A 22,641-nucleotide genomic window follows, 5' to 3' on the forward strand; every position below is an offset into this window, starting at 1 on the left:
TCAAAACCCATAGGGGGCGTGTGTCCATGAAGATCGCCATTTATCCCGGCAGCTTTGACCCTCTGACTCTGGGCCACTTGAACATCATCAAACGAGCGGCCCGCTGCTTCGACAAGCTCATCGTCTGCGTCATGGTGAACTCCCAGAAAAAGGGGCTATTCTCGCCCGAAGAGCGGGTGGAGCTCATCCGGCGGGTGGTGAAGCAGCTCCCCAACGTGGAGGTGGATGCCTCCGCCCTGTTGCTGGCGGAGTATGCCCGGCAGCGCCGGGCCCGGGTGATCGTCAAGGGCCTGCGGGCCTTCTCCGACTTCGAGGCTGAGGTGCAGATGGCAGTGGTCAACCGCAAGCTCAATCCCAACATTGACACGATGTTCCTGCCCTCCAACGAGAAGTACACCTATCTCAGCTCCACGGTGGTGAAGGAGATGGTGCGTTATGGGGCGGACCTGTCCGATTTCCTGCCCCGGGAGATCATCGAGGACGTAAAAAAGAAAATGGACGACAGCAGGAGGGAAAATTAGATGGCGACCGGTGTGGAAGAACTGGTGGATATGCTCTTTGCCATGATCGACGAGGCCAAAAGCGTACCCCTGAGCAGTGAGAAGTGCATCATCGAGCGGGACCGGGCCCTGGACCTGCTGGACGATATCAAGGCGCAGTTCCCCATGGAGTTTGGCGAGGCCAAGAAGCTGCTGGCGGCGCGGGCGGACTATATCGCCTCCGCCAAGCGGGAGGCCGATCTGATCCGCAAGCAGGCAGAGGACAGGGCCAAGCAGCTTCTGGACGAGGATGAGCTGATGGCCCAGGCCAGGCAGAAGGCCAACGGGATCGTCAAGGTGGCCGAGGAGCGCAGCCGGGAGCTGCGCCGGGCGGCCAACGAGTACTGCGAGGACGCTCTGCGCCGGACGGAAGAGGCGGTGAGCGAGGCCCACGAGGAGATCAAGCGCTCCCGGGCCCGATTCCGGGCCGCCGCCGGTGCGGCGGGCGGGGCTGCGGCGGCGCAGGGCCGCGCGGTCTATGACGCCGAGGCGGAGCAGTAACGGAAAATACACACGCGGGACCCCGTGCGGGGTCCCGCGTCTTTTTTGCGCTTATTCCAGTGGCTCGGCCCCCAGAGTTTTGCCCGAGCCGGTCACCCGGTAAAAGGCGTAGGTCTCCCGGGGGAGTCCGCTCTCCGCCAGGGCGGTCCGGGCGGCGGAAAGATGGGCCGGGTGAAGGCGGAGGGCCATACCGCAGCCCAGCGAGATCTCCCGCAGCACCGGCATGACCACCGCCGGGCAGACCCCGGTCAGGGCCTGCCGGGCCCGGATAGCGGCATGGGTGGAGGCGAAGGAGATCAGACAGTAGTCCGGCTCCATCACAGGGTGATGACCTTGGCGGCGGCCTGCATCCGGGACACGATGTCGAACATGTTGCTCACCGTACCCGCCTGGAGCCGGTCGGTCAGGCCGTAGAAGCTGAGGCAGGTGCCGCAGACCAGTACCTCCACCCCGCGGTCGGTGAGCGTTTGGACGTGGGCGGCTACCTGGTCGTCCAGGGTGGGCAGCTTGACCCCGTCGTTCATGAAAAGCACGCTCTCGGGCAGCGCGTCCCCCTCCGCCAGGGTGTAGAAAAACATGCGCATCAGGTTGGCGCCCAGCTCCCGGTCGCCGGAGCCGATGATGTCCCGGCCCACAAAGACGGCGTAGCCCCGGCCGGGCAGGGGTGCGTCGGCCTCCCGCTGGCAGGCGGTGGGCGCGCTCACACCCGAAGCGCGGGTGAAATTCAGGGCATGGCCGCCGCCGGGAAGGCCGCGGACGGCGACGGTGAAGCCCTGGTGGTCGGCCAGCCGGGACAGATTTTCCACGGCGGCGGGGTCGTCCACCTCAATGGTGAAGCTGGTCTCCCCGGCGGCGATGGCCTTTTTGGCCAGGACCACGGGCACAGGGCAGCGCTGGCCCTTGGCGTCGATACATTGGGACATGAGCGGATTCCTCCTTTTAGCCTCTGCGGTAGGTACGGGTGATGTGTTTCAGCCGGCCGGACACGTCGGAGTTGAGGGCGTCCTGACGGACCCGCCAGGACCAGTTGTGGGGGCCGGTGGTGCCGGGGGTGTTGATCCGTGCGTCCGCCCCCAGGCCCAGCACGTCCTGCAGGGGGGCGATGGCCAGCCGGGACGGGGCGGCCCAGGCGCCGCAGACGGCCCCCCAGCCGAAGCCCTCGTCGGCCCGGAGCCGCAGGTAATCGGAGGCAAAAGCCCGTTCCGCCGGGCTGGCCTCCTGAAACAGCCACTGGACGAAGGTGGGGGTGTCATGGGTGCCGGTGTAGACCACCGCGTCCGTCGGGCAATTGTGGGGCAGATAGGCGCTCTCGCCCACGGGGTCGAAGGCGTAGATCAGGATCTTCATACCAGGCAGGCCGGAGCCCGCGATAAAGTCCCGGGCGGCTTCGTCCAGATCCCCCAGGTCCTCCGCGATCAGGTCCAGGCCGGGGACCTCCCGGCGCAGGTGGTCCACCAGGTCCTGGCCGGGACCGGGCTCCCAGCGGCCCTCCAGGGCGGCGGAGGCCCCCATGGGGATGGACCAGTAGGTGTGGAAGCCCCGGAAGTGGTCGATGCGCACCGCGTCGTAGAGCAGCGCGGCGTGTTCCATCCGGCGCACCCACCAGGTAAAGAGCGCCTGCCTGTGTCCGGCCCAGTCATAGAGGGGGTTGCCCCAGTGCTGGCCCACGTCGGAGAAGGCGTCGGGGGGCACGCCGGCCGCCGCCTTGGGGCGGAGCGCCTCGTCGAGCTGGAAGAGTCGGGGCTGGGCCCACACCTCCGCGCTGTCGGCTGAGACGTAGATGGGCAGGTCGCCCAGGATGGAGACTCCTCTGGCCCTGGCGTAGGCCCGCAGGGCGGTCCACTGGCGGAAGAACTGATACTGCAAAAACACCTGGAAGTCGATCTCGTCGGCCAGCCGGGCTCGGTACGGCTCCAACGCCTCCGGGTCCCGGCGGCGGAGAGGCTCTGGCCACCGGTCCAGAGGCAGAGCGCCCAGGTGGGCGTGCAGGGCGGTGAACAGAGCGTGGTCGGGCAGCCAGCCGGCCTGCGCCCGCAGAAAGGCGTCCTGCTCCGTCCGGCAGGCCGTCCTTCCTCGCTTCCAAGCCCGGCGCAGCAGGGGGAGGCGGGTTTCGGCCAGCCACCGATAGTCCACCCGGTCCAGATCAGGATATCGGGCCTCCCGGAGCTCGTCCGGGGTGAGCAGGCCGTCCCGGGCCAGGTCCTCCAGGTCCAGAAACCAGGGGTTGCCTGCAAAGGCGGAGGGGGACATATAGGGGGAGTTGCCGCTGCCCGGCGGCACCAGGGGGAGAATCTGCCACCAGCGCTGTCCCGCTGCGGCAAGAAAGTCTACAAAGGTTCGGGCGCCCCCTCCCAGGGAGCCCACGCCGCAGCCGCCGGGGAGAGAAAAGATAGGAAGAAGAATGCCGCTGGAACGTCCGGTCATGGGATGCGCCTCCAATCAGATGCGGTTTGGTGCGGGGGAAAGTCCTGCGGAGACCATTATACGGGATTTGCCGGGGCTTTACAATGGATAATTCCAGCCGCCGGCAAAAACGGCCTGCACAGGCACCATATCTGGGGAAGGAAAGATTTGGTCATACAATAACGTGTGTTTTTAGTATAAAACTGCAAAAAATCACCGTGTAACCGGTTGTAATCCAAAGAATATAGAACATTTGTTTTTGTACCGAAAAGGGCTGATTTTCCTCGAAAAATTCCGTATTTTTGGTGAAAAAAGCTGGTACAAACTCTTGCAATTTTGTGACAAACCCTTTATACTGGACATACTGGTGGAGTGAAGTGGAGTAAAACAGAGCCTAAATGGGGTAAAGTGGAGGGAGTGAACCGGCGTGGGGAGCGTCACTGGCACCTATGAGCACAGCATCGACGCCAAAGGCCGGCTGTTCATCCCCGCCAAGCTCCGGGAGGAGCTGGGCGCCTCCTTCTATCTGGCCATGGGCGTGGACACCTGTCTGGCCGTCTATCCCCAGGAGAGCTGGGACCGGTTTACGGAGAAATTCGCTTCCCTGCCGGTGAGCAAATCCAAGGCCATGCGCTCTCTCTTCGCCAACGCCGTCAAGTGTGTGCCCGACAGCCAGGGGCGCATCGTTCTGCCCCAGCGGCTGCGCAAATACGCCGATCTGGGCAAGGACGTGGTCATCATCGGCGTCCACGACCGGGCGGAAATCTGGAGCGCCGAGCGCTGGAACGCCGAGGAGGAAGAGATGACGCCCGAGAAGATGGCGGCGCTGATGGACTCTTTGGAGCTGTAATATGGAACAAGGACAGGCCTATTCTCACCGCCCCGTCCTGCTGGACGAGTGCATCGAGGGGCTGCGCATCCGCCCCGGCGGTCTCTATCTGGACGGGACCCTGGGCCGGGCGGGCCATTCCCGGGAGATCGCAAGGCGGCTGGACACCGGACGTCTGGTGTGCATCGACCGGGACCAGGCGGCGCTGGACGCCGCTCAGGACCGGCTGGCCGGCTGCTTGGACAAGGTGGAGCTGATTCACGGCAACTTCGGGGACCTGGCGGAGCTGCTGGACGGCAGGGGACTGGGGCCCTTTGACGGGATGCTCTTCGACCTGGGCGTGTCCTCCCCCCAACTGGACGACCCGGAGCGGGGCTTTTCCTATATGCACGACGCCCCGCTGGACATGCGCATGGACCGCTCCGAGGCCCTGACCGCCGCCATGGTGGTCAACGAGTGGCCCCAGGAGGAGCTCAAGCGTATCCTCTGGCAGTACGGGGAGGAGCGCTACGCCCCCCAGATTGCGGCGGCCATCGCCCGCCGGCGGGCGGACAAGCCCATCGGCACCACGCTGGAGCTGGTGGAGGTCATCCGCGGCGCCATGCCCGCCCAGGCCCTGCGGGAGAAGCAGCACCCGGCCAAGCGCAGCTTTCAGGCCATCCGGATCGCGGTCAATGACGAGCTGGCGGCGGTGGACCGGATGCTCCAGGCAGCGGTGCCCCGGCTGTCCCCAGGGGGACGGCTGGCGGTCATCTCCTTCCACTCCCTGGAGGACCGCATCGTGAAAAACGCACTGGCAGCTTTCGCCAGGGGCTGTACCTGCCCGCCGGACTTTCCCGTGTGCGTCTGCGGCAAAACGCCCCAGGTGAGGCTGGTGAACCGCAAGCCCATCCTGTCCGGGGAAGCGGAATTAAACGAAAACCCGAGAGCCCGCAGCGCCAAGCTGCGCTTGGCGGAGAAATTGTGAACGCGAGGAGCTGACGACCCATGGCGGTAGCTGCGGCCGGAAGAAAAACCCGATATCAGTCCTATGGCAACGTGGCCTATGATCCGGCCTATGCCCAGCCTGCCCGCCGCCCCGCGGAGCGGGGAGGGGCGGAGGTCCTCCGCCCGCAGCCAAAGGTACGCCCCCGGCAGCGCGCCGCCGCCCGCCCCAAGGTACAGGTCCGGGAGCAGGGCAGGGTTTCGATCTTCGCCGTGGTGGGCTTTCTGGCCGTGGGTGTGTTCGCCGCCCTGGTGCTGATGAGCTATGTCCGGCTCACCGTGGTGTCCGACCAGGTGGTGAGCCTGCGCAGCGAGCTGGACAGCCTGAAGACCGAAGAGTCCAAGCTGATGGCCCGGTACGATCTGGCCTTCGATTTGTCGGCCATTGAGGCCCAGGTAACGGCGGACGGCTCCATGACCAAGCCCCAGAGCGGGCAGATCGTGATGCTGGATATGTCCGAGCCCGACACCGTGGTCCGCTACCGGGCCGAGGGCGAGACCGAAAAAAGCGGTCTTTGGGACAAGACCAAGGAGATTTTGAGCGGATTCCAGGCATATTTCCAGTGAGTCGGCACATATCGTTCATCAAGTCCTAATAGCGAGAGAGATAAAGCGGGGCGTAAGAAAATGGTGTATTTTCTTACGCCCTCCTCTTTCGGAAAGCGCCCGCACGGCGATTTGACAAGGAGACCGGCATGGCAGAGAGAACGCGCAAAACAGAATCCCGGTCCGGTGACCGCCGGGCCAACCGGACCATCCTGGGCCGCACCATTTTCCTGATGGTGATCTTCGGGGTGGTTGTCTTTATCCCGCTGTTCTGGAAGTTGTGGGACGTGCAAATCAGCCAGCACGACAAGCTGGAGGAGCAGGCTATCGACCAGCAGACCCGGGACCTGCTGGTGACCGCGCCCCGGGGCACCATTTACGACGCCAAAGGCAACCGGCTGGCCGTCTCCGCCGACGTTCACAACATCGTCATCTCTCCCAAGGACATCGTGGAGGGAGAGAAGGCGGCGGCCGAGCGGGCGGTGGCCAAGCTGGAAAAGGGCGCCGGACTTACCCAGGAGGAGAAGGAGAAAAAGGGCTGCGTCCCCACCGACGCCGAAATTGCCGCCCAGAGCGGCAATTACGCCGAATTCATCGCTCAGGGGCTGTCCCAGATCCTGGGGGTGGAGGAGGAAAAGATCCTCAAGCGCATGGAGAACACCGCGGTCCAGTATGAGGTGGTCAAGTGGCGGGTGGAGGACGACATCACCACCCAGGTCCGGCAGTTCATCAGCGACTATCAGCTCTACCCCGGCGTGTATGTGGAGCCGGACACCAAGCGCTACTACCCCTCCTCCGATCTGGCCGCTCATGTGGTGGGCTGGGTCAACGTCAACGACAACAACAAGGGCGCCTACGGCGTGGAGGCCCAGTACGAGAGCTATCTGGCCGGAAAGGCCGGCCGGGTGGTCACCGCCAAAAACGCCGCCGGCACCGAGATGCTCTCCAGCTATGAAAACTACATCGACGCCATCGCCGGCGGCGACCTGCACCTGACCATCGACAACACCATCCAGAGCTACGCCCAGCGGGTCATGGACGAGGGCATTGCCAAATACGATGTGCAGGAGGGGGCCTTCTGCATCGTCATGGACCCCAACACCGGCGCGGTGCTGGCGATGGCCTCCAGCCCCGACTACGATCTGAACAGCCCACGGGAGATCACCGACTCAGTGCTGTCCAGCTACGTGGAGTCGGTGAGGAACGACCCCAGCTCCAACGACGAGGCCTATGCCAAAGCCCTTCAGGACGCGCAGTATTCCCAGTGGCGCAACAAGGCCCTCAACGACACCTATGAGCCCGGCTCCACCTTCAAGACCCTGGTCCTCTCCGCTGCCCTGGAGGAGGGGGTGGTCAGCGAGTCCGACCACTTCTACTGCTCCGGCGTGAAGCAGGTGGCCAACTGGCCCATCCGGTGCTCCAAGCGGGAGGGCCACGGAGATCAGACCCTGCGCCAGGCAGTGATGAACTCCTGCAACCCGGCTTTTATCGAGATCGGCCAGCGGCTGGGGGCGGAAAAGTTCTGGGAGTACCTGGAGAACTACGGCCTGATGGAGCGCACCGGCATCGACCTGCAGGGCGAGGGGCAGAGCCAGTTCTGGGACGAGGAGGAGTTCGTCAGCGAGCAGGGCATCGCCTCCCTGGCCACCGCCTCCTTCGGCCAGCGGTTCCAGATCACCCCCATCCAGATGATCACCGCCGCCTGCGCCGCTGTCAACGGCGGCCGCCTGATGCAGCCCTATGTGGTCCAGTCCATCACCGACTCCGACGGCAACGTAATTCAGTCCGCCCAGCCCACCCAGGTGCGGCAGGTCATCAGCGAGGCGACCTCCGCCCAGGTGCGCTCTATCCTGGGCAGCGTGGTCATGGACGGAGGCACCGGCAAGAACGCCTATCAGGCGGGCTACAGCATCGGCGGCAAGACCGGCACCTCCGAGACCAACCAGAGTAAAACCACCGGCCGGCTGATCGTCTCTTTTCTGGGGGTGGCACCGGCGGAGAACCCGCAGATCGTGGTCCTGCTGGGCTACGATCACCCCAAGCCCGCCGTTCCCGGCTCCAACCTGACCGCCGGGGGCTATTACATCAGCGGCGGCAACATGGCCGCCCCCATGGCCGGAGAGCTCATCGCCGACATTCTGGATTACCTGGGGGTGGAGAAGCAGTACAAGGCCGATGAACTGGCCGATGTGGTGGTGCCCAAGGTCACCGAGCTCTCCCTCAACGACGCCCAGGACCTGCTCAAGCAGAAGGGACTTCAGTGGCGGACGGTGGGCGAGGGCGGCGTGGTCACCGACCAGATCCCCGCCCAGGGGGCCTCCATCCCCGGCAGCAGCCAGGTGGTCCTCTACCTGGGAGCGGAAAAGCCCACCGACCAAGTACCGGTGCCCGACGTGTCGGGCAAGACTTTGGAGAGCGCCCAGACCGCCTTTGCCAAGGTGGGGCTGTACCTGCGGCCCTCGGGCAGCGGCGGCAGCTATTCCTCATCCTCCACCGTGGCGGTGGGGCAGTCCATCACAGCGGGGGCCATGGTGGACCCGGGCACCGTGGTGGACGTCCAGTTCATCGACACCGATATCCAGGACTATGCCAACAACACCGGTATACGGTGATTTTCCCCAGGAGGTGAAAGCGGATTGAATCTGCAGGAGCTGCTGTCCGGCGTGGCGCTCACAGAGTGCCGGGCGGCCGGGGACGTGGAAATCACCGGGATCAGCTATGACACCCGGGACCTCAAGCCGGGAGCCCTTTTCGCGGCGCTGTCCGGCTATAAGACCGACGGACACCGCTACATCCGGGAGGCCCTGAAGAAGGGGGCTGCCGCCGTTTTGTGCCAGCGTGCCCCCGACTTCGACGGCCCGTGGCTGGTGGCCGGGGACACCCGGGCCGCCCTGGCCGACGTGTCGGCCAACTGGTTCGGCCGCCCGGCGGAGGCCATGACCTGCGTAGGGGTGACCGGCACCAACGGCAAGACCACCACCACCTATCTGCTGAAGGCGGCGCTGGAGGGGGCCCTGAAGGCCAAGGTAGGTCTCATCGGCACCAACCAGAACATGATCGGAGAGGAAATCCTCCCCGCCCACCGGACCACCCCCGAGTCCTACGAGCTCCAGGCGCTGCTGCGGCAGATGGCCGACGCGGGCTGTACCCATGTGGTGATGGAGGTCTCCTCCCACGCCCTGGTGCTTCACCGGGTCTGGGGTATCCGCTTCGCCGCCGGGATCTTCACCAACCTGACCCAGGACCACCTGGATTTTCACGGGACCATGGAGGCCTACCGGGCGGCCAAGGGGCGGCTGTTCGAGCAGTCCGACCTGGCCGTTCTCAACCTGGACGACGAGGCCGGGCGGTATTACGCCCGGACCGCGCCCTGCCCGGTGTTTACCTACTCCGAGCGGAAGGACGAGGCCGACCTGGTGGCCAAGAACATCCGGCTGTTCCCCAGCCATGTGGAATTCGAGGCGGTGGCCAAGGGGGCCATCGGTCGGGTGTTTCTCCCCATTCCGGGCGGATTCACCATCTACAACGCCCTGGGCGTAGTGGCCTGCGCCCTCAACCTGGGGGCGGAGCTGCCCGACGTCATTGCCGCCCTGCGGACGGCCCGGGGGGTGAAGGGCCGCATTGAGGTAGTCCCCGTCCCGGCGGCCTACACCGTCATCATCGACTACGCCCACACCCCCGACGCCCTGGAGAACATTCTCACCACCGTCCGGGACCTGACCGACCACCGGGTCATCTGCCTGTTCGGCTGCGGCGGCGACCGGGACCGGACCAAGCGGCCCCTGATGGGGGCGGTGGCGGGCAGCCTGGCCGATCTGTGCGTGGTCACCTCGGATAACCCCCGCACCGAGGAGCCGGAGGCCATCCTCCGCGACGTTCTGGCGGGCATGGGCGAGGCCGCGGCTCCGCCTCTGGTGGAGCCCGACCGCCGCGCGGCCATCCGCCTGGCCCTGGCCCAGGCCGGGCCCGGCGACGTGGTGGTGCTGGCGGGCAAGGGACACGAGACCTATCAGGAGATCGACGGGGTACAGCGGCACCTGGACGAGCGGGAAGAGGTGGCGGCGTACTTTTCCAAGTGAAAAGTCCCGGTAAATGACACGTTGGGCTTTTGATATGGAGGGATTTGTGGTATAATCCCCGTTTGGGAATTTTACCGGGAGGTTGAAAAAATGAGACTATTGATCGCGGCGCTGGTGTCCTTCGTGGTATCGGCCATTGCCGGAAAGATTTTGATTCCTGTACTCCGCCGGATGAAGGCCGGCCAGTCCATCAAGGAGGACGGCCCCACCTGGCACATGTCCAAGCAGGGCACCCCTACCATGGGCGGGCTCATGTTCATCCTGGGCATCCTGTGCACCCTCCTGCTCATCGGCTGGACCGACATGGCCCGGGGGGACTTCCGGGCTCTGTTCGTTTTCTGCTTCGCGCTGGTGTTCGGGGTCATCGGCTACCTGGACGACTACGAGAAGGTGAAGAAAAAGGAGAACACCGGCCTGACCGCCGGGCCCAAGTTCCTGCTCCAGCTCGCCGCCGCCATCGCCTTCACGGTGCTGCTGCGGCACTACGGCTACCTGGCCCCCCACCTGTACCTCCCCTTTGTCAACCTGGTGGTGGAGCTGCCCTGGGTGGTCTATATGGTCTTTGCCGCCTTCGTCATGGTGGGCACCGTCAACGCCGTCAACATCACCGACGGAGTGGACGGCCTGTCCTCCAGCGTCACCCTGCCGGTGGCCGCCTTCTTCGCCGCCGTGTCGGCCTGGTGGGGCAGCCAGTACCAGGACATCGGCGTGTTCGCCGGGGCGCTGTTCGGCGGTCTGGCGGCCTTCCTGCTCTACAACCATTACCCCGCCAAGGTGTTTATGGGGGACACCGGCTCCCTGTTCCTGGGGGGCGCGGTGTGCGGCCTGGCCTTTGCCTTTGACATGCCGCTGATCCTCGTCCTGGTGGGCGTCGTCTATATTGCCGAGACCCTCTCCGATATCATCCAGGTGGTCTACTTCAAAGCCACCCACGGCAAGCGTATCTTCCGCATGGCCCCCCTGCACCACCACTTCGAGATGGGGGGCTGGAGCGAAAAAAAGGTGGTGGCGGTCTTTGCCGCCGTCTCCCTCGTGTTCTGCGTCCTGGCCTTCCTGGGAGTCATGGACCGCTACGTATCCCTGTAGTCACTTTTGGACTCTGCTGAGGAAAGGCAGGTGGCCCCATGGCGACCAAACCCAAGCGCGACCTGACGGTGGAAGAGCAGTTGGCCCGGGGGCCTTTGGACCTGCCCTTCCTGATGCTGGTGCTGCTGCTTACCGGCATCGGCCTCATCATGGTGTTCTCCGCCTCCTACGCCTCGGCCTATTACAACGAGGCGGTGACCCACCACGACCCCACCTGGTACGTCAAGCGGCAGGCCATCTTTGCCGCGGCGGGGGTGGTCGTCATGTACCTGACCTCCAAGCTCAACTACCAGAATTTCCGATGGATGTCCATCTTCGTGCTGGCCGCCGCCTTCGTGCTGCTGATTCTGGTGAAGGTGCCCCACATCGGGGTCACCGCCGGCGGTGCCAACCGCTGGATCAAGCTGCCTGGTCTGCCCCAGTTCCAGCCCTCGGAGGTGGCGAAGCTGGGCGTCATCCTCTATTTTTCGGCGCGCCTGGCCAAGCGGAACACGGAAAAAAAGCGAAAATTCAACCACCATACCCCCAAGGGCCGCTTTCTCCGCCTGATGGACCGCATCGGCCTACTGGAACTGGCGCCCTATATGGGGGTGCTGCTGGCCATCCTGGGTCTGCTGGCCCTCCAGCCCCACATGTCGGGCATGATCCTGATTCTGGCCATCGGCGCGTCCATCCTCTTTGCCGCCGGCATCCATCTGGGGTGGTTCGTGGCCGGCGGCAGCTTTGCCGTGGCCGCCCTGACCTTCATCATCTTCAACACCGACTACATGGCCTCCCGCATCCACATCTGGCAGGACCCCTGGAGCGACCCGCTGGGCAAGGGCTTCCAGACCATCCAGTCTCTGTACGCCATCGGCTCCGGCGGCCTGCTGGGGCTGGGGCTGGGCAACAGCCGCCAGAAGTTCCTCTACATCCCCGAGCCGGAAAACGACTTTATCTTCTCCATCGCCTGTGAGGAGCTGGGCTTCGTGGGAGCGGTGCTGATCCTGTGCCTGTTCGCCTTGCTGATCCTGCGGGGCTACTGGCTGGCCATCCACGCCCGGGACCGCTTCGGCGCCCTGCTCATCGTGGGGATCACCACCCAGGTGGCGGTGCAGACCTTTTTGAACATCGGCGTGGTGACCAATCTGTTCCCGGTCACCGGTATCTCTATGCCCTTTTTCAGCTACGGCGGTACGGCCCTGATGATCCAGCTACTGGAAATGGGCGTCATATTGAGCGTATCACGACAGATTCCGGCCCCAAAGGCCGGATAGGAGGGCACTGGCTTGAACATTCTCTTTACCTGCGGCGGCACGGCCGGACACATCAATCCGGCCATCGCGCTGGCCCGTCTGTTTCAGCTCCATCACCCCGGCTGCAACATCCTCTTCGCCGGCGCCTACAACGGCATGGAGCGGGATCTGGTGCCCAAGGAGGGCTACCAGCTCCGGACCGTGTATGTCAACACCATCCACCGGGCCTTCCGCTGGAAGGACATCAAGCATAACCTCATCACGGTGGTGACCATGCCCAGATCCCGGCGTCAGGCGGCGGAGATCATCCGGGATTTCCAGCCCGACCTGGTGGTGGGCACCGGGGGCTACGCCTCCTACCCCGTGGTGCGGGAGGCGGCCCGGCGGGGCATCCCCACCGCCGTCCACGAGTCCAACGCCGTGCCCGGCCTGACCACCAAGCTGCTGTCCCGTGTGGTGGACCGGGTGCTGGTGGGCTTTGAGGACTCCCGCGGATACTATCCCCACCCGGAACGGGTGGTGGTCACCGGCACCCCGGTGCGCCGGGACTTTTTCGACCACACCCGGAAGGAGGCCCGGCGGGCCCTGGGGATCACCGACGAGCGGCCGGTGCTGCTGTCCTACTGGGGCAGCCTGGGGGCCGAGGTGATGAACCGCTATACCGCCGACTTCATCCAGGCCGAGTGCGCCGACGGCCGGCCCTTCCACCACATCCACGGAGCGGGGCGGAACTACGCCTGGCTCACCGGCGAGCTGAAGGGCCGGGGCATCGAGCTGGACGGCCGCGCCGGGGTGGAGGTGCGGGAGTATATCTACGACATGCCCCTGGTGATGGCTGCCGCCGACCTGGTGATCTGTCGGGCGGGGGCCTCCACCATCTCGGAGCTGACCACCATCGCCAAGCCGGCCATCCTGGTGCCCTCCCCCAACGTGACCAATAACCACCAGGAGAAGAATGCCCGGGTGCTGGAGCGCCACGGGGCTGCGGTGGTGCTGCTGGAGTCAGAGTGCGACGGCAGGAGCCTCTACCGGGCGGCATCCGGGCTGCTGGAGGACCGGGACCGACTCACCGCCATGTCCAGGGCCCTGTCGGCACTGTCGGTCACCGACGCGGCGGAGGAGATCTATCAGACCCTGATCCGGCTCGTCCAATAGCCCGCCGGGGCTGTCACATCCCGGAGCCTCCGCATAGTATGGCCTGAAACCATGAATGCGGAGGACGGTCCATATGAGTGCTTATCTGGTGGAAGGCGGAAACCGGCTCCAGGGGACCGCGCGGGTCCACGGAGCGAAAAACAGCGTGTTGCCCATCCTGGCGGCGACCATTCTATGCCCGGGAGAGAGCGTGGTACATAACTGCCCCGATCTCTCCGACGTGCGGGCCTCCATTGCCATCCTGGAGCACCTGGGGTGCCGGGTGGAGCGGGCGGGAGACACGGTGACGGTGGACGCCTCCGCCCTCACCGGCCGGGACGTGCCCGACGCCCTGATGCGGGAGATGCGCTCGTCCGTCATCTTCCTGGGGGCCATCCTGGCCAGGCTGGGGGAGGCGATCATGTCCTTCCCCGGCGGGTGTGAGCTGGGCCCCAGGCCCATCGACCTCCATCTGGCGGCCATCCGGTCCCTGGGGGCCCAGGTGCGGGAGCAGGGGGGCGAGCTCCACTGCTCCGCGGCCGGCGGCCTGGCGGGCTGCGAGATCACCTTTTCCATCCCCAGCGTAGGGGCCACGGAGAACGCCATGCTGTGCGCCTGCGGGGCGGAGGGCGTCACCGTCATCTGCAACGCCGCCCGGGAGCCGGAGATCGTGGATCTACAGGCCTTCCTGCGGGCACTGGGGGCGGACGTCCGGGGAGCGGGCACCTCTGTCATCACCGTGCGGGGGAAAAAGCCCCTCCACGGCGGAGAGCACACGGTCATGCCCGACCGGATCGTGGCCGCCACGCTGCTGACCGCCGTGGCCGCCGCGGGGGGAGAGGCCGAGCTCCTGGGCACCGACTACCGGCAGCTCTCCACCGTCACCGCCGTGCTCACCGAGGCGGGGTGCCGAATCCGCAGCGGCAGCGATTCCATCCACATCTGCCGGGAGGCGCCCCTGCGGGGCGTGCGGCCCATCCGGACGGCCCCCTATCCCGGCTTTCCCACCGACGCCCAGCCGCCCGTCATGGCGGCGCTGTGCCGGGGAACAGGTACCACGGTCTTTGTGGAAAACATGTTTGAAAGCCGCTACCGCCATGTGGATGAGCTCTCCCGCATGGGGGCGGATATCCGGGTGGAGGGCAAGGTGGCGGTGGTGTGCGGCGTGGAGCGGCTCCATGGCGCTGCGCTCCAGGCCGCCGACCTGCGGGGTGGGGCCGCCCTGGTGGTGGCCGCCCTGGGGGCGGAGGGCCGCAGCGAGATCACCGGCCTGCACCACATGGATCGGGGCTACTACGGCCTGGAGGATACGCTCCGGGGCCTGGGAGCGGATATTGTCCGGGTTCCCTGAGCCGTATGAACCTTTTGTAAGGAATTTTTAACGATTTTCTCACCTTTGTATGCTATATTGAGGCAGAAACCAAAGAGACGATGCGGAGGCAGTCATGGCGGCGAGGAGAAGCAGCAAGCGAACAAGGCGGAGAAGGGGACGCTTCGGCTTCCTCTATAAAGCCCTGTCCCTGGTGCTCATTCTGGCGGCCATCGTGGCCGGCTGCATCGTATTCTTCCGGGTCAACGACGTGGCAGTTTCGGGGGAGAGCAAGTATACCGCCCAGGAGATCATCGACGTGACCGGAGTGCAGCAGGGGGACAATCTCCTCCTGCTGCCCAGGAACCAGATCGTCAAACGTATCCTGACCCAGCTCCCCTATGTCAGCAACGTCAACCTGCGCCCGAGCCTGCCGGACACCCTGCTCATCTCAGTCACCGAATGCGCTCCCGCCGCTCTGGTCCAGGGCGGGGAGGGCTGGTGGATCATCGACGCCCGGGGCAAGCTGCTGGAGCAGGTGAGCGCCCCCACCGTCCGGCCGGATCTGGCCAAGGTCACCGGCATCACCGCCCTGCTGCCCACGGCGGGTACCAAGCTGGCCGTGGCGGAGGAGGAGCAGACCAAGCTGTCCAGCCTCACCCGGCTTCTGACCGCCATGGAGAACCGGGCCATGCTGGGCCGGGTGGGCGCCATCGACCTGACCGCCGCCGCCCGGCTCACCTTCCTCTACGACGGGCGCATTACCGTCAAGCTGCCTCTGGTAGACGAGAAGGTGGAAGCCAAGCTGGAGGGACTGGAGCGGGCCATGGAGAGCATCCAGGACAACGAGCGGGGCACCCTGGACCTGACCCGCGATATTGGAGAGAGGTGGTACTTCGACCCGGAATAGCTGAGGCCCAAGGCACACAAAAGTTTTGGAAATATCCGGGTAGCTCTTGACCTGCGGCGAAAAGAGAGATACAATATAACAAGATATTGAGCTTGAGCCGGTGTTTCCGGCACAATCAGTCGATTTTACCGTGTTTTTTGACATATTTACATAGGAGGAACAGGCATGGCTTTTGGATTGGACACCGGGCCTGATACCGTCGTTACGATCAAGGTGATCGGCGTGGGCGGCGGCGGCAGCAATGTAGTCAACCGCATGGTGCGCTCCGGCATGAAGGGCGTGGACTTTATCGCCGTGAATACGGACAAGCAGGCGCTGAAAAATTCCGCCGCGACCTACAAGATACAGATCGGTGAGAAGCTCACCCAGGGCCAGGGCGCGGGCAGCGACCCCGAGGTGGGCCGCAAGTCCGCCGAGGAGAGCCGCAACCAGATCTCCAAGATGCTGGAGGAGACCGACATGGTCTTCATCACCGCCGGTATGGGCGGCGGCACCGGCACCGGCGCGGCCCCCATCGTGGCCGACATCGCCAAGGAGCTGGGCATCCTCACCGTGGGCGTGGTGACCAAGCCCTTCAACTTCGAGGGCCGCCGCCGTATGGAGCAGGCCGAGCGGGGCATCGAGGACCTGCGCACCCGGGTGGACTCCCTGGTCATCATCCCCAACGAGCGGCTGAAGTTTGCCACCGACCAGAAGATCACCTTTGCCAATGCCTTTGAGATCGCCGACGACGTGCTGCGCCAGGCGGTCCAGTCCATCTCCGACCTCATCAAGAACACCGGCTTCATCAACCTGGACTTTGCCGACGTCACCGCCGTCATGAAGAATGCGGGGATGGCCCACATGGGTGTGGGCCGGGCCGCCGGCAAGAACAAGGCCGAGGAGGCCGCCAAGATGGCCATCTCCAGCCCCCTGCTGGAGACCTCCATCAATGGCGCCAAGGGCGTGCTGGTCAATGTCACCGGCTCCATGGATATCGGTCTGGAGGAAGTGGAGACGGCGGCCAACCTGGTCCAGCAGGCCGCCCATCCCGACGCGCTCATCATCTTCGGCGCCGCCTTCGACGACGAGCTGGAGGACGAGATCCGCGTGACCGTCATCGCCACCGGCTTTGAAGAAAACGTGGGCGCCGGCATGAACGCCAACCCCTTTACCAAGGCGGGGGAGCGGGCGGCGGCGGCCGGTGCGGCTGCGGCGCCGTCGGGTAAGCGTCCCAGCCTGGAGCCCCTGCCCGACAAGGAGCCGGACCAGGAGGACGACCCCTTCGTGGACATTTTCAAGATCTTCAACAAGGACCGCTGAACCTACGATTATAAAAACACCTGCGGAAGGATTCCGCAGGTGTTTTTTTGCTTGCAAATGGGACAAGGGCGATTTATAATGAAACATGGCTTCTGGCGATTTGAACGGAAAAAGGAGTGAGACCTGTCGTGAGTAGCGACCCTGGAAGTCGAAGATACTATAACGAAGCGGCGCGTCTCACAGGGGTGGAGTGTATTCAGCCACGGTGACGCGCCGGGAAAGGCGTGATGACCATTGTTGAGCATCCACAAGACCATTGACGGAAAAATGACCAAGCTGGACAAGGTGGAGGACGGCTGCTGGGTGAACCTGACCTACCCCACCGAGGACGAGATGAATACCGTGACCGCCCTGCTGGGCATCGACCCGGGCTTTCTCCGGGCCGCCCTGGACGAGGAGGAGACCTCCCGGATTGATACCGAGGACGGCCAGACCCTCATCATTATCGACCTGCCCTCCGTGGAGCAGGGCGAGGCGGTGGTGTATTCCACTCTGCCCCTGGGCATCATCGTGGCGGAGAAGTGCATCATCACGGTCTGCCTGAAGGAGTCCTCCATCATCCGGGACTTTCAGGACGGGCTGGTGAAAAACGCCGAGACCCAGAAGAAAACCAGCTTTATCCTCTATCTGCTGCTGTGGGTGGCCAAGCGCTTCCTTCAGTACCTGAAGCAGATTGACAAGATCTATAACTACATGGAGCGGCAGCTCTATAAATCCCAGCGGAACAAGGAGCTCATCCAGCTTCTGGACCTGGAAAAATCCCTGGTCTATTTCAATACGTCGCTGAAGGCCAACGAGGTCACGCTGGAGAAGATCCTCCGGGGGCGCATCATCACCCTCTACGAGGAGGATCACGACCTGCTGGAGGACGTGCTGATCGAGGTGCGGCAGGCCATCGAGATGGCCAACATCTACTCCTCCATCATCTCCGGCATGATGGACGCATTTGCTTCGGTGATCTCCAACAATCTGAATGTCATCATGAAAGTGCTGACCTCTCTGACCATCCTGCTGACTCTGCCCAACATCATTTTCGGCTTCTACGGCATGAACGTGGCCAACCTGCCTTTGGACCAGTTCTGGTGGTTCCCGCTGGTGGTGGCGGTCGTGGCCATCGTGGTGGTTGGCATCGTGCTGAAGATCAAAGACCTGTTCTGAAGAAAAACAGACGGCGCACCGCATAGCGGTGCGCCGTTTTCCATATGCTCAGTGCCGGCCCGCGCCTGCGGGCTCCTGGGTCGGACAGCCGTTCTGGTGCCCATGGCGGTGTTCATGGTGGTGCTTGTCGTCCAGGCCAGGGATGAAAAGGAATTTGCGGACCACGAACAATAGGGCGATGGTGCCTACGGTGATGAGATTGGACACCGGCGTGCCGTGATCCACCACCAGTCCGCGGGCCAGGGCGAAGAGGAGCACCTCCACCACCGAGCCCACGCTGTGGCGGCAGAGCATTTTCAAAAACTCGATGCCGATGACCACGTTGAAGGCGGTGCCCAGGAAGTCGTGGAGCCCCACGGCGGGGTCGTTGACCATCAGATCCAGCTCCACAAGGACGGTGTAGAAGGACAGGATGATGGCCAGGGCGACAATGATGCTGACGATGATCTCCAGGATCTGCGCGATGCGGTAGACGATGTCGGGGAGCGATTCTCTCAGGCGGCAGAGGGCGTTCATATGGGGTCCTCCCTGTCTGTTCAGAATTTGGCCGCCGCGGCCAGAAAGCCGTCCACGTCCTCGGCCGTGGTGGCAAAGCAGGTGACGAAACGGATGACGGTGGTGTCGGGCGTGGGGCCGGGGCACCAATCCTCATAGGCGCAGAGCTGGTCCAGCGCGGATTTGCGCGTGTTAGGAATGACGGGGAAGATCTGGTTGGTGGGGGAGTCCACCATCAAGGTCCAGCCCAGGGCCTTCAGGCCGGTCTGGAGCCGGGCGGCCATGGCGTTGGCGTGGCGGGCCATCTCGAAATAGAGGCCGTCCTGTAGCAGAGCCTCAAACTGGACACCCAGCAGCCAGCCCTTGGCCAGCACTGCGCCCAGCCGCTTTTTGATGCGGAAGAAGTCGGGCTGGAGAGCGGGATTGGCGATAACCAGCGCCTCGCCCATGAGAGCGCCGTTCTTGGTGCCGCCGATGTAGAAGGCGTCGGTGAGCTCGGCCAGGTCGGGCAGGGTCAGGTCGCTGGCCGGAGAGGCCAGGGCGGAGCCCAGCCGGGCGCCGTCCAGGAAGAGAAGCAGGTCGTGTTCCCGGCAGAATTGGGACAGGGCGGTGAGCTCCGCCTTGGTGTATACCATGCCGCTCTCGGTGGCGTCGGCGATTTCCACCAGCCGGGGCTTGACCAGGTGGGGGTCCTTGTGCCGCTCCAGGATAGGGGCGATCTGCTCCGGCGTAATCTTGCCGTCCGGTCCGGTGGGGACGGGGAGGATCTTGTGGCCGGTGGCCTCCACCGCGCCCACCTCATGGCCGTTGATGTGGGAGGAGTCGGCGGCGATGACCCCCTCCCAGGGCCGCAGGAAGGCGGCGATGGCGGTGAAGTTGGTCTGGGTGCCTCCGATGAGGAATTGCACGTCGGCCTGGGGGCAGTTGCACAGGCCGCGGATCAGGTCGGCGCAGCGCTTGCAGTAGCCGTCCTCTCCGTAGCCCGTGTTGCCCTCCATGCTGGTCTCTGCCAGGGCGGTGAGTACCTTGGGATGCGCCCCGAAGGAGTAGTCGTTGCGAAAGAGATACTTCATATCCGATTCCCTTCTGTCTGTTGATTGAACTGAAAGGCCGACGGCGGAGCCATGGCCCCGCCGCCGGTCGTACTCAGAATTTGAAAGAGTCCTTTAGGCTGACCGAGCGGTTGAAGACCAGGTGTCCGGGCCGGGAGTCCTTGTTGTCCACGCAGAAGTAGCCCTGGCGCAGGAACTGGAAGGAGGCGGGAGCGGCGGCGTCTTTCAGGCCGGCCTCCACCTTGGCGCCGGAGAGCACCTCCAGAGAGCCGGGATTCAGGCAGTCCAGGAAGTTTTTGTCCCCGCCGTCGGGGTCGGCGTCGGAAAATAGGTTGTCGTAAAGCCGCACCTCGGCGTCCAGTGCGGTGGCGGCGTCCACCCAGTGGATGGTGGCCCCCTTCACCTTGCGGCCGTCGGCGGGGTCTCCGCCGCGGCTGTCGGGGTCGTACTCGCACAGGACCTCGACGATGTTGCCTGCCTCGTCCTTGACGCAGCCGGTGCAATGGACCAGATAGGCCCCCTTCAGGCGGCACTCGGGGCCGCCGGGATAGAGACGCTTATATTTGGGTACCGGGGTCTCCAGAAAGTCCTCCGCCTCGATATACAGGTGGCGGGAGAAGGTGACGGCCCGGGTGCCGTCCTCGGGGCGGCTGGGGTTGTTTTCCACCTGGAAGGTCTCGCTGTGCCCCTCAGGGTAGTTGGTGACGGTGAGCCGGATGGGCCGCAGCACCGCCATCACCCGCTGGGCGGTCTCGTTCAGATCCTCCCGCAGGCAGTGCTCCAAAAAGGCGAACTCCACGGTGGAGGCGGCCTTGCTCACGCCGTTGCGCTCGGAGAAGTTCCGGATGGACCGGGGGGTATAGCCCCGGCGGCGCAGACCGCACAGGGTGGGCATCCGGGGGTCGTCCCAGCCGGAGACCTTGTCCTCCTCCACGAGCTGGCGCAGCTTGCGCTTGGACATGACGGTGTAGTTGATGCCCAACCGGGCAAACTCGATCTGCCGGGGCTTGGAGGGCACCGGGCAGTTGGCGATAACCCAGTCGTAGAGGGGCCGGTGATCCTCGAACTCCAGGGAGCACAGGGAGTGGGTGATGCCCTCCAGGGCGTCCTCAATGGGGTGGGCGAAGTCGTACATGGGGTAGATGCACCACTTGTTCCCCTGCCGGTGGTGGTGCATGTGGTTGATGCGGTAGAGGACCGGGTCCCGCATGTTGAAGTTGCCGGAGGCCAGGTCGATCTTGGCCCGCAGGGTGTACCTGCCGTTGGGGAACTCCCCGGCCTTCATCCGGGCGAACAGGTCTAGGGACTCCTCCACGCTCCGATTCCGCCAGGGGGAGGTGGCGGGGGTGCCCACGTCGCCCCGGTGGGCCTTGAACTCCTCGGGAGTCAGCTCGCAGACGTAGGCCAGGCCCTTCTTGATGAGTTCTACGGCGTAGGCATACATCTGGTCAAAGTAATCGGAGGCAAAATAGAACCGGTCGCCCCAGTCATAGCCCAGCCAGTGGATGTCCTCCTGGATGGCCTCCACATATTCCACGTCCTCCTTGGTGGGGTTGGTGTCGTCCATGCGGAGATTGCACAGTCCGTGATACTTCTCGGCGGTGCCGAAATCCACGAAAATGGCCTTGGCGTGGCCGATGTGGAGGTAGCCGTTGGGCTCGGGCGGAAACCGGGTGTGGACGGTCATACCTTGGAACTGACCACCCTGGGCGATATCCTCGTCGATGAAGTCATGGATGAAGTTCTGGGTCATGGTGGGGTTCCGTTCTTCTGGCATGTCGTTTCACTCCTTCGTAATTGCTTCATAGCCTTCCTATTTTAACCTCTGCCATAGGAAAATGCAATGCTTTCTTCGAAAGAGTGAGGTTTTTCGCTCGTCAGCTCACCACATGGATGGGCCGGCCCTCCAGATAGCTCCGGATGTTCCCGGCCAGCAGAGCCACCAGGCGCTGACGGGTCTCCAGACCCTTCCAGCCCATGTGGGGGGTCAGGATGACATTATCCATGTCATAGAGGGGATTGTCGGCGGCGGGAGGCTCGGTCTCCTGCACGTCCAGGCCGGCTCCGGCGATGACGCCGTTTTGCAGGGCGGCGATGAGGGCGGGCTCATCCACCAGAGCGCCCCGGGAGGTGTTGATGAGGCAGGCGGTGGGCTTCATTTTGGCCAGGGTATCGGCGTTGATGAGGTGGCGGGTCTGGTCGCTGAGGGGGCAGTGGAGGGAGACGAAGTCGCTGCGGGAGAGCAGCTCGTCCAGCCCCACATAGCACACGCCGTCGTCCTTGGGGGTGCGGCTGTAGGCCAGGACCTCCATGTCCAGGGCCCGGGCCACCCGGATGACCTCCTTGCCGATGTGGCCCGCGCCGATGACGCCCAGGGTCTTGCCGTTGACCTCTGCATGGGGGCACTGGAGGTGGCCGGTGAAGTTGCTCCGGTCTCCCCTGGAGAGCATGTCGAGCTGCCGGCGCATGGACGAGGCCAGGTTGAGCAGCAGCATGACGGCGGTGTGGGCCACCCGCTGGGTGGAATAGGCCGGGATGTTGCACACGGTGATGCCCCTGGCCCGGGCGGCGGCCAGGTCGATGTTGTTGTAGCCGGTGCCCGCCTCGCACAGCAGATGGACGGAGTCGGGGAATCGGGCGAGGAGCTCCGCCCCCACGGGCATCTCCTTGGTCACCACGATGCCGCAGCCCGCCACCCGCTCCAGCACCTGGTCCTGGGCCGTGTCGTCGTAGACCGTCACCGCATCGGAGAGGATGGAAAAGTCCAGCTTGCCGTCATAGTTCATCTTGGCTCCGTTGAGCACGACTGTCCTGGTATTCATGAAATTGTACACTCCCTTCCTAATTTGTACTACCAATTTTGGACAATACTACTATAACAGAAGCCGGACCGGAAAGCAATGCGAAATCCCTTGACCGGGGAAGAAACCCGCCGTAGAATAAAGGGGCGGAGATCAAAACACAGGCCGGTTGGTAGTCCGGCCGCGGCGCAGGGGGACCGTCCCGCCCGCCGTGCCGTCAGTAACCTTCCCTCCCAGGGTCGTCCGTTCTCCGTGAGTTTCTGTTATGGGAGGACAAC

21 protein-coding genes are annotated in these 22,641 nt (G+C 64.3%); 14 read left to right on the forward strand and 7 right to left on the reverse strand.

Annotated features, from left to right (window positions below):
- Positions 1–26 precede the first annotated feature (26 nt).
- Together coaD and B3H64_RS08955 are read left to right on the forward strand one after the other, a co-directional pair.
- Positions 27–521: a pantetheine-phosphate adenylyltransferase gene (coaD, locus tag B3H64_RS08950; RefSeq protein WP_050618874.1), complete on the forward strand. Its 495-nt coding sequence runs from the start codon at positions 27–29 to the stop codon at positions 519–521.
- Entirely contained in the window at positions 522–1,040 is a 519-nt protein-coding gene (locus B3H64_RS08955) for a hypothetical protein (RefSeq protein WP_050618873.1), read from the forward strand.
- Positions 1,041–1,091: 51 nt separating this feature from the next.
- On the opposite strand, the gene B3H64_RS08960 is transcribed toward B3H64_RS08955, so the two are convergent.
- Genes B3H64_RS08960 through malQ form a run of 3 tightly spaced genes read right to left on the reverse strand, consistent with a single transcriptional unit; the run spans position 1,092 to position 3,464 of the window.
- Positions 1,092–1,358: a DUF3343 domain-containing protein gene (locus B3H64_RS08960; protein WP_050618872.1), complete on the reverse strand. Its 267-nt coding sequence runs from the start codon at positions 1,356–1,358 to the stop codon at positions 1,092–1,094.
- The gene (yedF, locus tag B3H64_RS08965) at positions 1,358–1,963 is read right to left on the reverse strand and encodes a sulfurtransferase-like selenium metabolism protein YedF (RefSeq protein ID WP_050618871.1); all 606 of its coding nucleotides are present in this window, start codon (positions 1,961–1,963) and stop codon (positions 1,358–1,360) included. The genes B3H64_RS08960 and yedF overlap by 1 nt, the downstream gene beginning before the upstream one ends.
- A gap of 16 nt (positions 1,964–1,979) precedes the next feature.
- The gene (gene malQ, locus B3H64_RS08970; RefSeq protein ID WP_278895099.1) at positions 1,980–3,464 is read right to left on the reverse strand and encodes a 4-alpha-glucanotransferase; all 1,485 of its coding nucleotides are present in this window, start codon (positions 3,462–3,464) and stop codon (positions 1,980–1,982) included.
- A gap of 406 nt (positions 3,465–3,870) precedes the next feature.
- On the opposite strand from malQ, the gene mraZ reads away from it, so the two are divergent.
- From mraZ to B3H64_RS09030, 12 genes are all read left to right on the forward strand, one after another.
- Complete coding sequence (gene mraZ, locus B3H64_RS08975) at positions 3,871–4,293, forward strand: division/cell wall cluster transcriptional repressor MraZ (protein WP_050618869.1); 423 nt, start codon at positions 3,871–3,873, stop codon at positions 4,291–4,293.
- 1 nt (position 4,294) lies between these two features.
- Positions 4,295–5,239, forward strand: a complete 945-nt coding sequence (gene rsmH / locus B3H64_RS08980) for a 16S rRNA (cytosine(1402)-N(4))-methyltransferase RsmH (protein WP_050618868.1) — start codon at positions 4,295–4,297, stop codon at positions 5,237–5,239.
- Positions 5,240–5,259: 20 nt separating this feature from the next.
- Positions 5,260–5,823, forward strand: a complete 564-nt coding sequence (locus tag B3H64_RS08985) for a hypothetical protein (protein ID WP_050618867.1) — start codon at positions 5,260–5,262, stop codon at positions 5,821–5,823.
- Between the two features lie 128 nt (positions 5,824–5,951).
- Positions 5,952–8,414, forward strand: coding sequence for a penicillin-binding transpeptidase domain-containing protein (locus B3H64_RS08990; protein WP_050618866.1), 2,463 nt, complete (start codon positions 5,952–5,954; stop codon positions 8,412–8,414).
- 24 nt (positions 8,415–8,438) lie between these two features.
- Positions 8,439–9,881: a UDP-N-acetylmuramoyl-L-alanyl-D-glutamate--2,6-diaminopimelate ligase gene (locus B3H64_RS08995; RefSeq protein WP_286734575.1), complete on the forward strand. Its 1,443-nt coding sequence runs from the start codon at positions 8,439–8,441 to the stop codon at positions 9,879–9,881.
- 90 nt (positions 9,882–9,971) lie between these two features.
- On the forward strand, positions 9,972–10,967 hold the full coding sequence (mraY, locus tag B3H64_RS09000) for a phospho-N-acetylmuramoyl-pentapeptide-transferase (protein ID WP_050618864.1): 996 nt from the start codon (positions 9,972–9,974) through the stop codon (positions 10,965–10,967).
- A 38-nt stretch (positions 10,968–11,005) separates the two neighbouring features.
- Positions 11,006–12,223: a putative lipid II flippase FtsW gene (ftsW, locus tag B3H64_RS09005; RefSeq protein ID WP_195892343.1), complete on the forward strand. Its 1,218-nt coding sequence runs from the start codon at positions 11,006–11,008 to the stop codon at positions 12,221–12,223.
- Between the two features lie 12 nt (positions 12,224–12,235).
- Positions 12,236–13,357, forward strand: a complete 1,122-nt coding sequence (locus B3H64_RS09010; protein ID WP_286734578.1) for a UDP-N-acetylglucosamine--N-acetylmuramyl-(pentapeptide) pyrophosphoryl-undecaprenol N-acetylglucosamine transferase — start codon at positions 12,236–12,238, stop codon at positions 13,355–13,357.
- A gap of 73 nt (positions 13,358–13,430) precedes the next feature.
- On the forward strand, positions 13,431–14,687 hold the full coding sequence (murA, locus tag B3H64_RS09015; protein ID WP_050618862.1) for a UDP-N-acetylglucosamine 1-carboxyvinyltransferase: 1,257 nt from the start codon (positions 13,431–13,433) through the stop codon (positions 14,685–14,687).
- 94 nt (positions 14,688–14,781) lie between these two features.
- A complete protein-coding gene (locus tag B3H64_RS09020; protein ID WP_094762489.1) occupies positions 14,782–15,555 on the forward strand; it encodes a cell division protein FtsQ/DivIB in 774 nt (257 codons plus the stop codon).
- Between the two features lie 165 nt (positions 15,556–15,720).
- Positions 15,721–16,857: a cell division protein FtsZ gene (gene ftsZ / locus B3H64_RS09025; RefSeq protein ID WP_050618860.1), complete on the forward strand. Its 1,137-nt coding sequence runs from the start codon at positions 15,721–15,723 to the stop codon at positions 16,855–16,857.
- Positions 16,858–17,091: 234 nt separating this feature from the next.
- Complete coding sequence (locus B3H64_RS09030; protein ID WP_238074124.1) at positions 17,092–18,015, forward strand: magnesium transporter CorA family protein; 924 nt, start codon at positions 17,092–17,094, stop codon at positions 18,013–18,015.
- Positions 18,016–18,063: 48 nt separating this feature from the next.
- Here the strand turns inward: B3H64_RS09030 and B3H64_RS09035 are convergent, their stop codons facing one another.
- From B3H64_RS09035 to B3H64_RS09050, 4 genes are all read right to left on the reverse strand, one after another.
- The gene (locus B3H64_RS09035; RefSeq protein ID WP_050618859.1) at positions 18,064–18,531 is read right to left on the reverse strand and encodes a hypothetical protein; all 468 of its coding nucleotides are present in this window, start codon (positions 18,529–18,531) and stop codon (positions 18,064–18,066) included.
- A 20-nt stretch (positions 18,532–18,551) separates the two neighbouring features.
- Positions 18,552–19,583: a threonine aldolase family protein gene (locus B3H64_RS09040; protein WP_050618858.1), complete on the reverse strand. Its 1,032-nt coding sequence runs from the start codon at positions 19,581–19,583 to the stop codon at positions 18,552–18,554.
- 73 nt (positions 19,584–19,656) lie between these two features.
- Positions 19,657–21,339 carry a glutamine--tRNA ligase/YqeY domain fusion protein gene (locus B3H64_RS09045; protein WP_286734583.1) on the reverse strand — a complete coding sequence of 561 codons (1,683 nt, stop codon included), beginning with the start codon at positions 21,337–21,339 and terminating at the stop codon, positions 19,657–19,659.
- Positions 21,340–21,439: 100 nt separating this feature from the next.
- Entirely contained in the window at positions 21,440–22,384 is a 945-nt protein-coding gene (locus B3H64_RS09050; RefSeq protein ID WP_286734586.1) for a 2-hydroxyacid dehydrogenase, read from the reverse strand.
- Between the last annotated feature and the right edge of the window lie 257 nt (positions 22,385–22,641).

Origin of the sequence: Intestinimonas sp. UBA1698 (assembly GCF_002320075.1) — a bacterium.
GTDB lineage: Bacteria > Bacillota > Clostridia > Oscillospirales > Oscillospiraceae > Intestinimonas > Intestinimonas massiliensis.

Excerpts from the sequence above, each read along its gene's own strand:
- B3H64_RS09045 (WP_286734583.1), bottom strand. The coding sequence starts at position 21,339 with ATGCCAGAAGAACGGAACCCCACCATGACCCAGAACTTCATCCATGAC.
- ftsW (WP_195892343.1), top strand. The coding sequence starts at position 11,006 with ATGGCGACCAAACCCAAGCGCGACCTGACGGTGGAAGAGCAGTTGGCC.
- mraY (WP_050618864.1), top strand. The coding sequence starts at position 9,972 with ATGAGACTATTGATCGCGGCGCTGGTGTCCTTCGTGGTATCGGCCATT.
- rsmH (WP_050618868.1), top strand. The coding sequence starts at position 4,295 with ATGGAACAAGGACAGGCCTATTCTCACCGCCCCGTCCTGCTGGACGAG.
- B3H64_RS09050 (WP_286734586.1), bottom strand. The coding sequence starts at position 22,384 with ATGAATACCAGGACAGTCGTGCTCAACGGAGCCAAGATGAACTATGAC.
- B3H64_RS08990 (WP_050618866.1), top strand. The coding sequence starts at position 5,952 with ATGGCAGAGAGAACGCGCAAAACAGAATCCCGGTCCGGTGACCGCCGG.
- B3H64_RS09035 (WP_050618859.1), bottom strand. The coding sequence starts at position 18,531 with ATGAACGCCCTCTGCCGCCTGAGAGAATCGCTCCCCGACATCGTCTAC.
- ftsZ (WP_050618860.1), top strand. The coding sequence starts at position 15,721 with ATGGCTTTTGGATTGGACACCGGGCCTGATACCGTCGTTACGATCAAG.
- B3H64_RS08955 (WP_050618873.1), top strand. The coding sequence starts at position 522 with ATGGCGACCGGTGTGGAAGAACTGGTGGATATGCTCTTTGCCATGATC.
- B3H64_RS09020 (WP_094762489.1), top strand. The coding sequence starts at position 14,782 with ATGGCGGCGAGGAGAAGCAGCAAGCGAACAAGGCGGAGAAGGGGACGC.
- yedF (WP_050618871.1), bottom strand. The coding sequence starts at position 1,963 with ATGTCCCAATGTATCGACGCCAAGGGCCAGCGCTGCCCTGTGCCCGTG.
- B3H64_RS09040 (WP_050618858.1), bottom strand. The coding sequence starts at position 19,583 with ATGAAGTATCTCTTTCGCAACGACTACTCCTTCGGGGCGCATCCCAAG.
- coaD (WP_050618874.1), top strand. The coding sequence starts at position 27 with ATGAAGATCGCCATTTATCCCGGCAGCTTTGACCCTCTGACTCTGGGC.
- B3H64_RS08960 (WP_050618872.1), bottom strand. The coding sequence starts at position 1,358 with ATGGAGCCGGACTACTGTCTGATCTCCTTCGCCTCCACCCATGCCGCT.
- malQ (WP_278895099.1), bottom strand. The coding sequence starts at position 3,464 with ATGACCGGACGTTCCAGCGGCATTCTTCTTCCTATCTTTTCTCTCCCC.
- B3H64_RS08985 (WP_050618867.1), top strand. The coding sequence starts at position 5,260 with ATGGCGGTAGCTGCGGCCGGAAGAAAAACCCGATATCAGTCCTATGGC.
- murA (WP_050618862.1), top strand. The coding sequence starts at position 13,431 with ATGAGTGCTTATCTGGTGGAAGGCGGAAACCGGCTCCAGGGGACCGCG.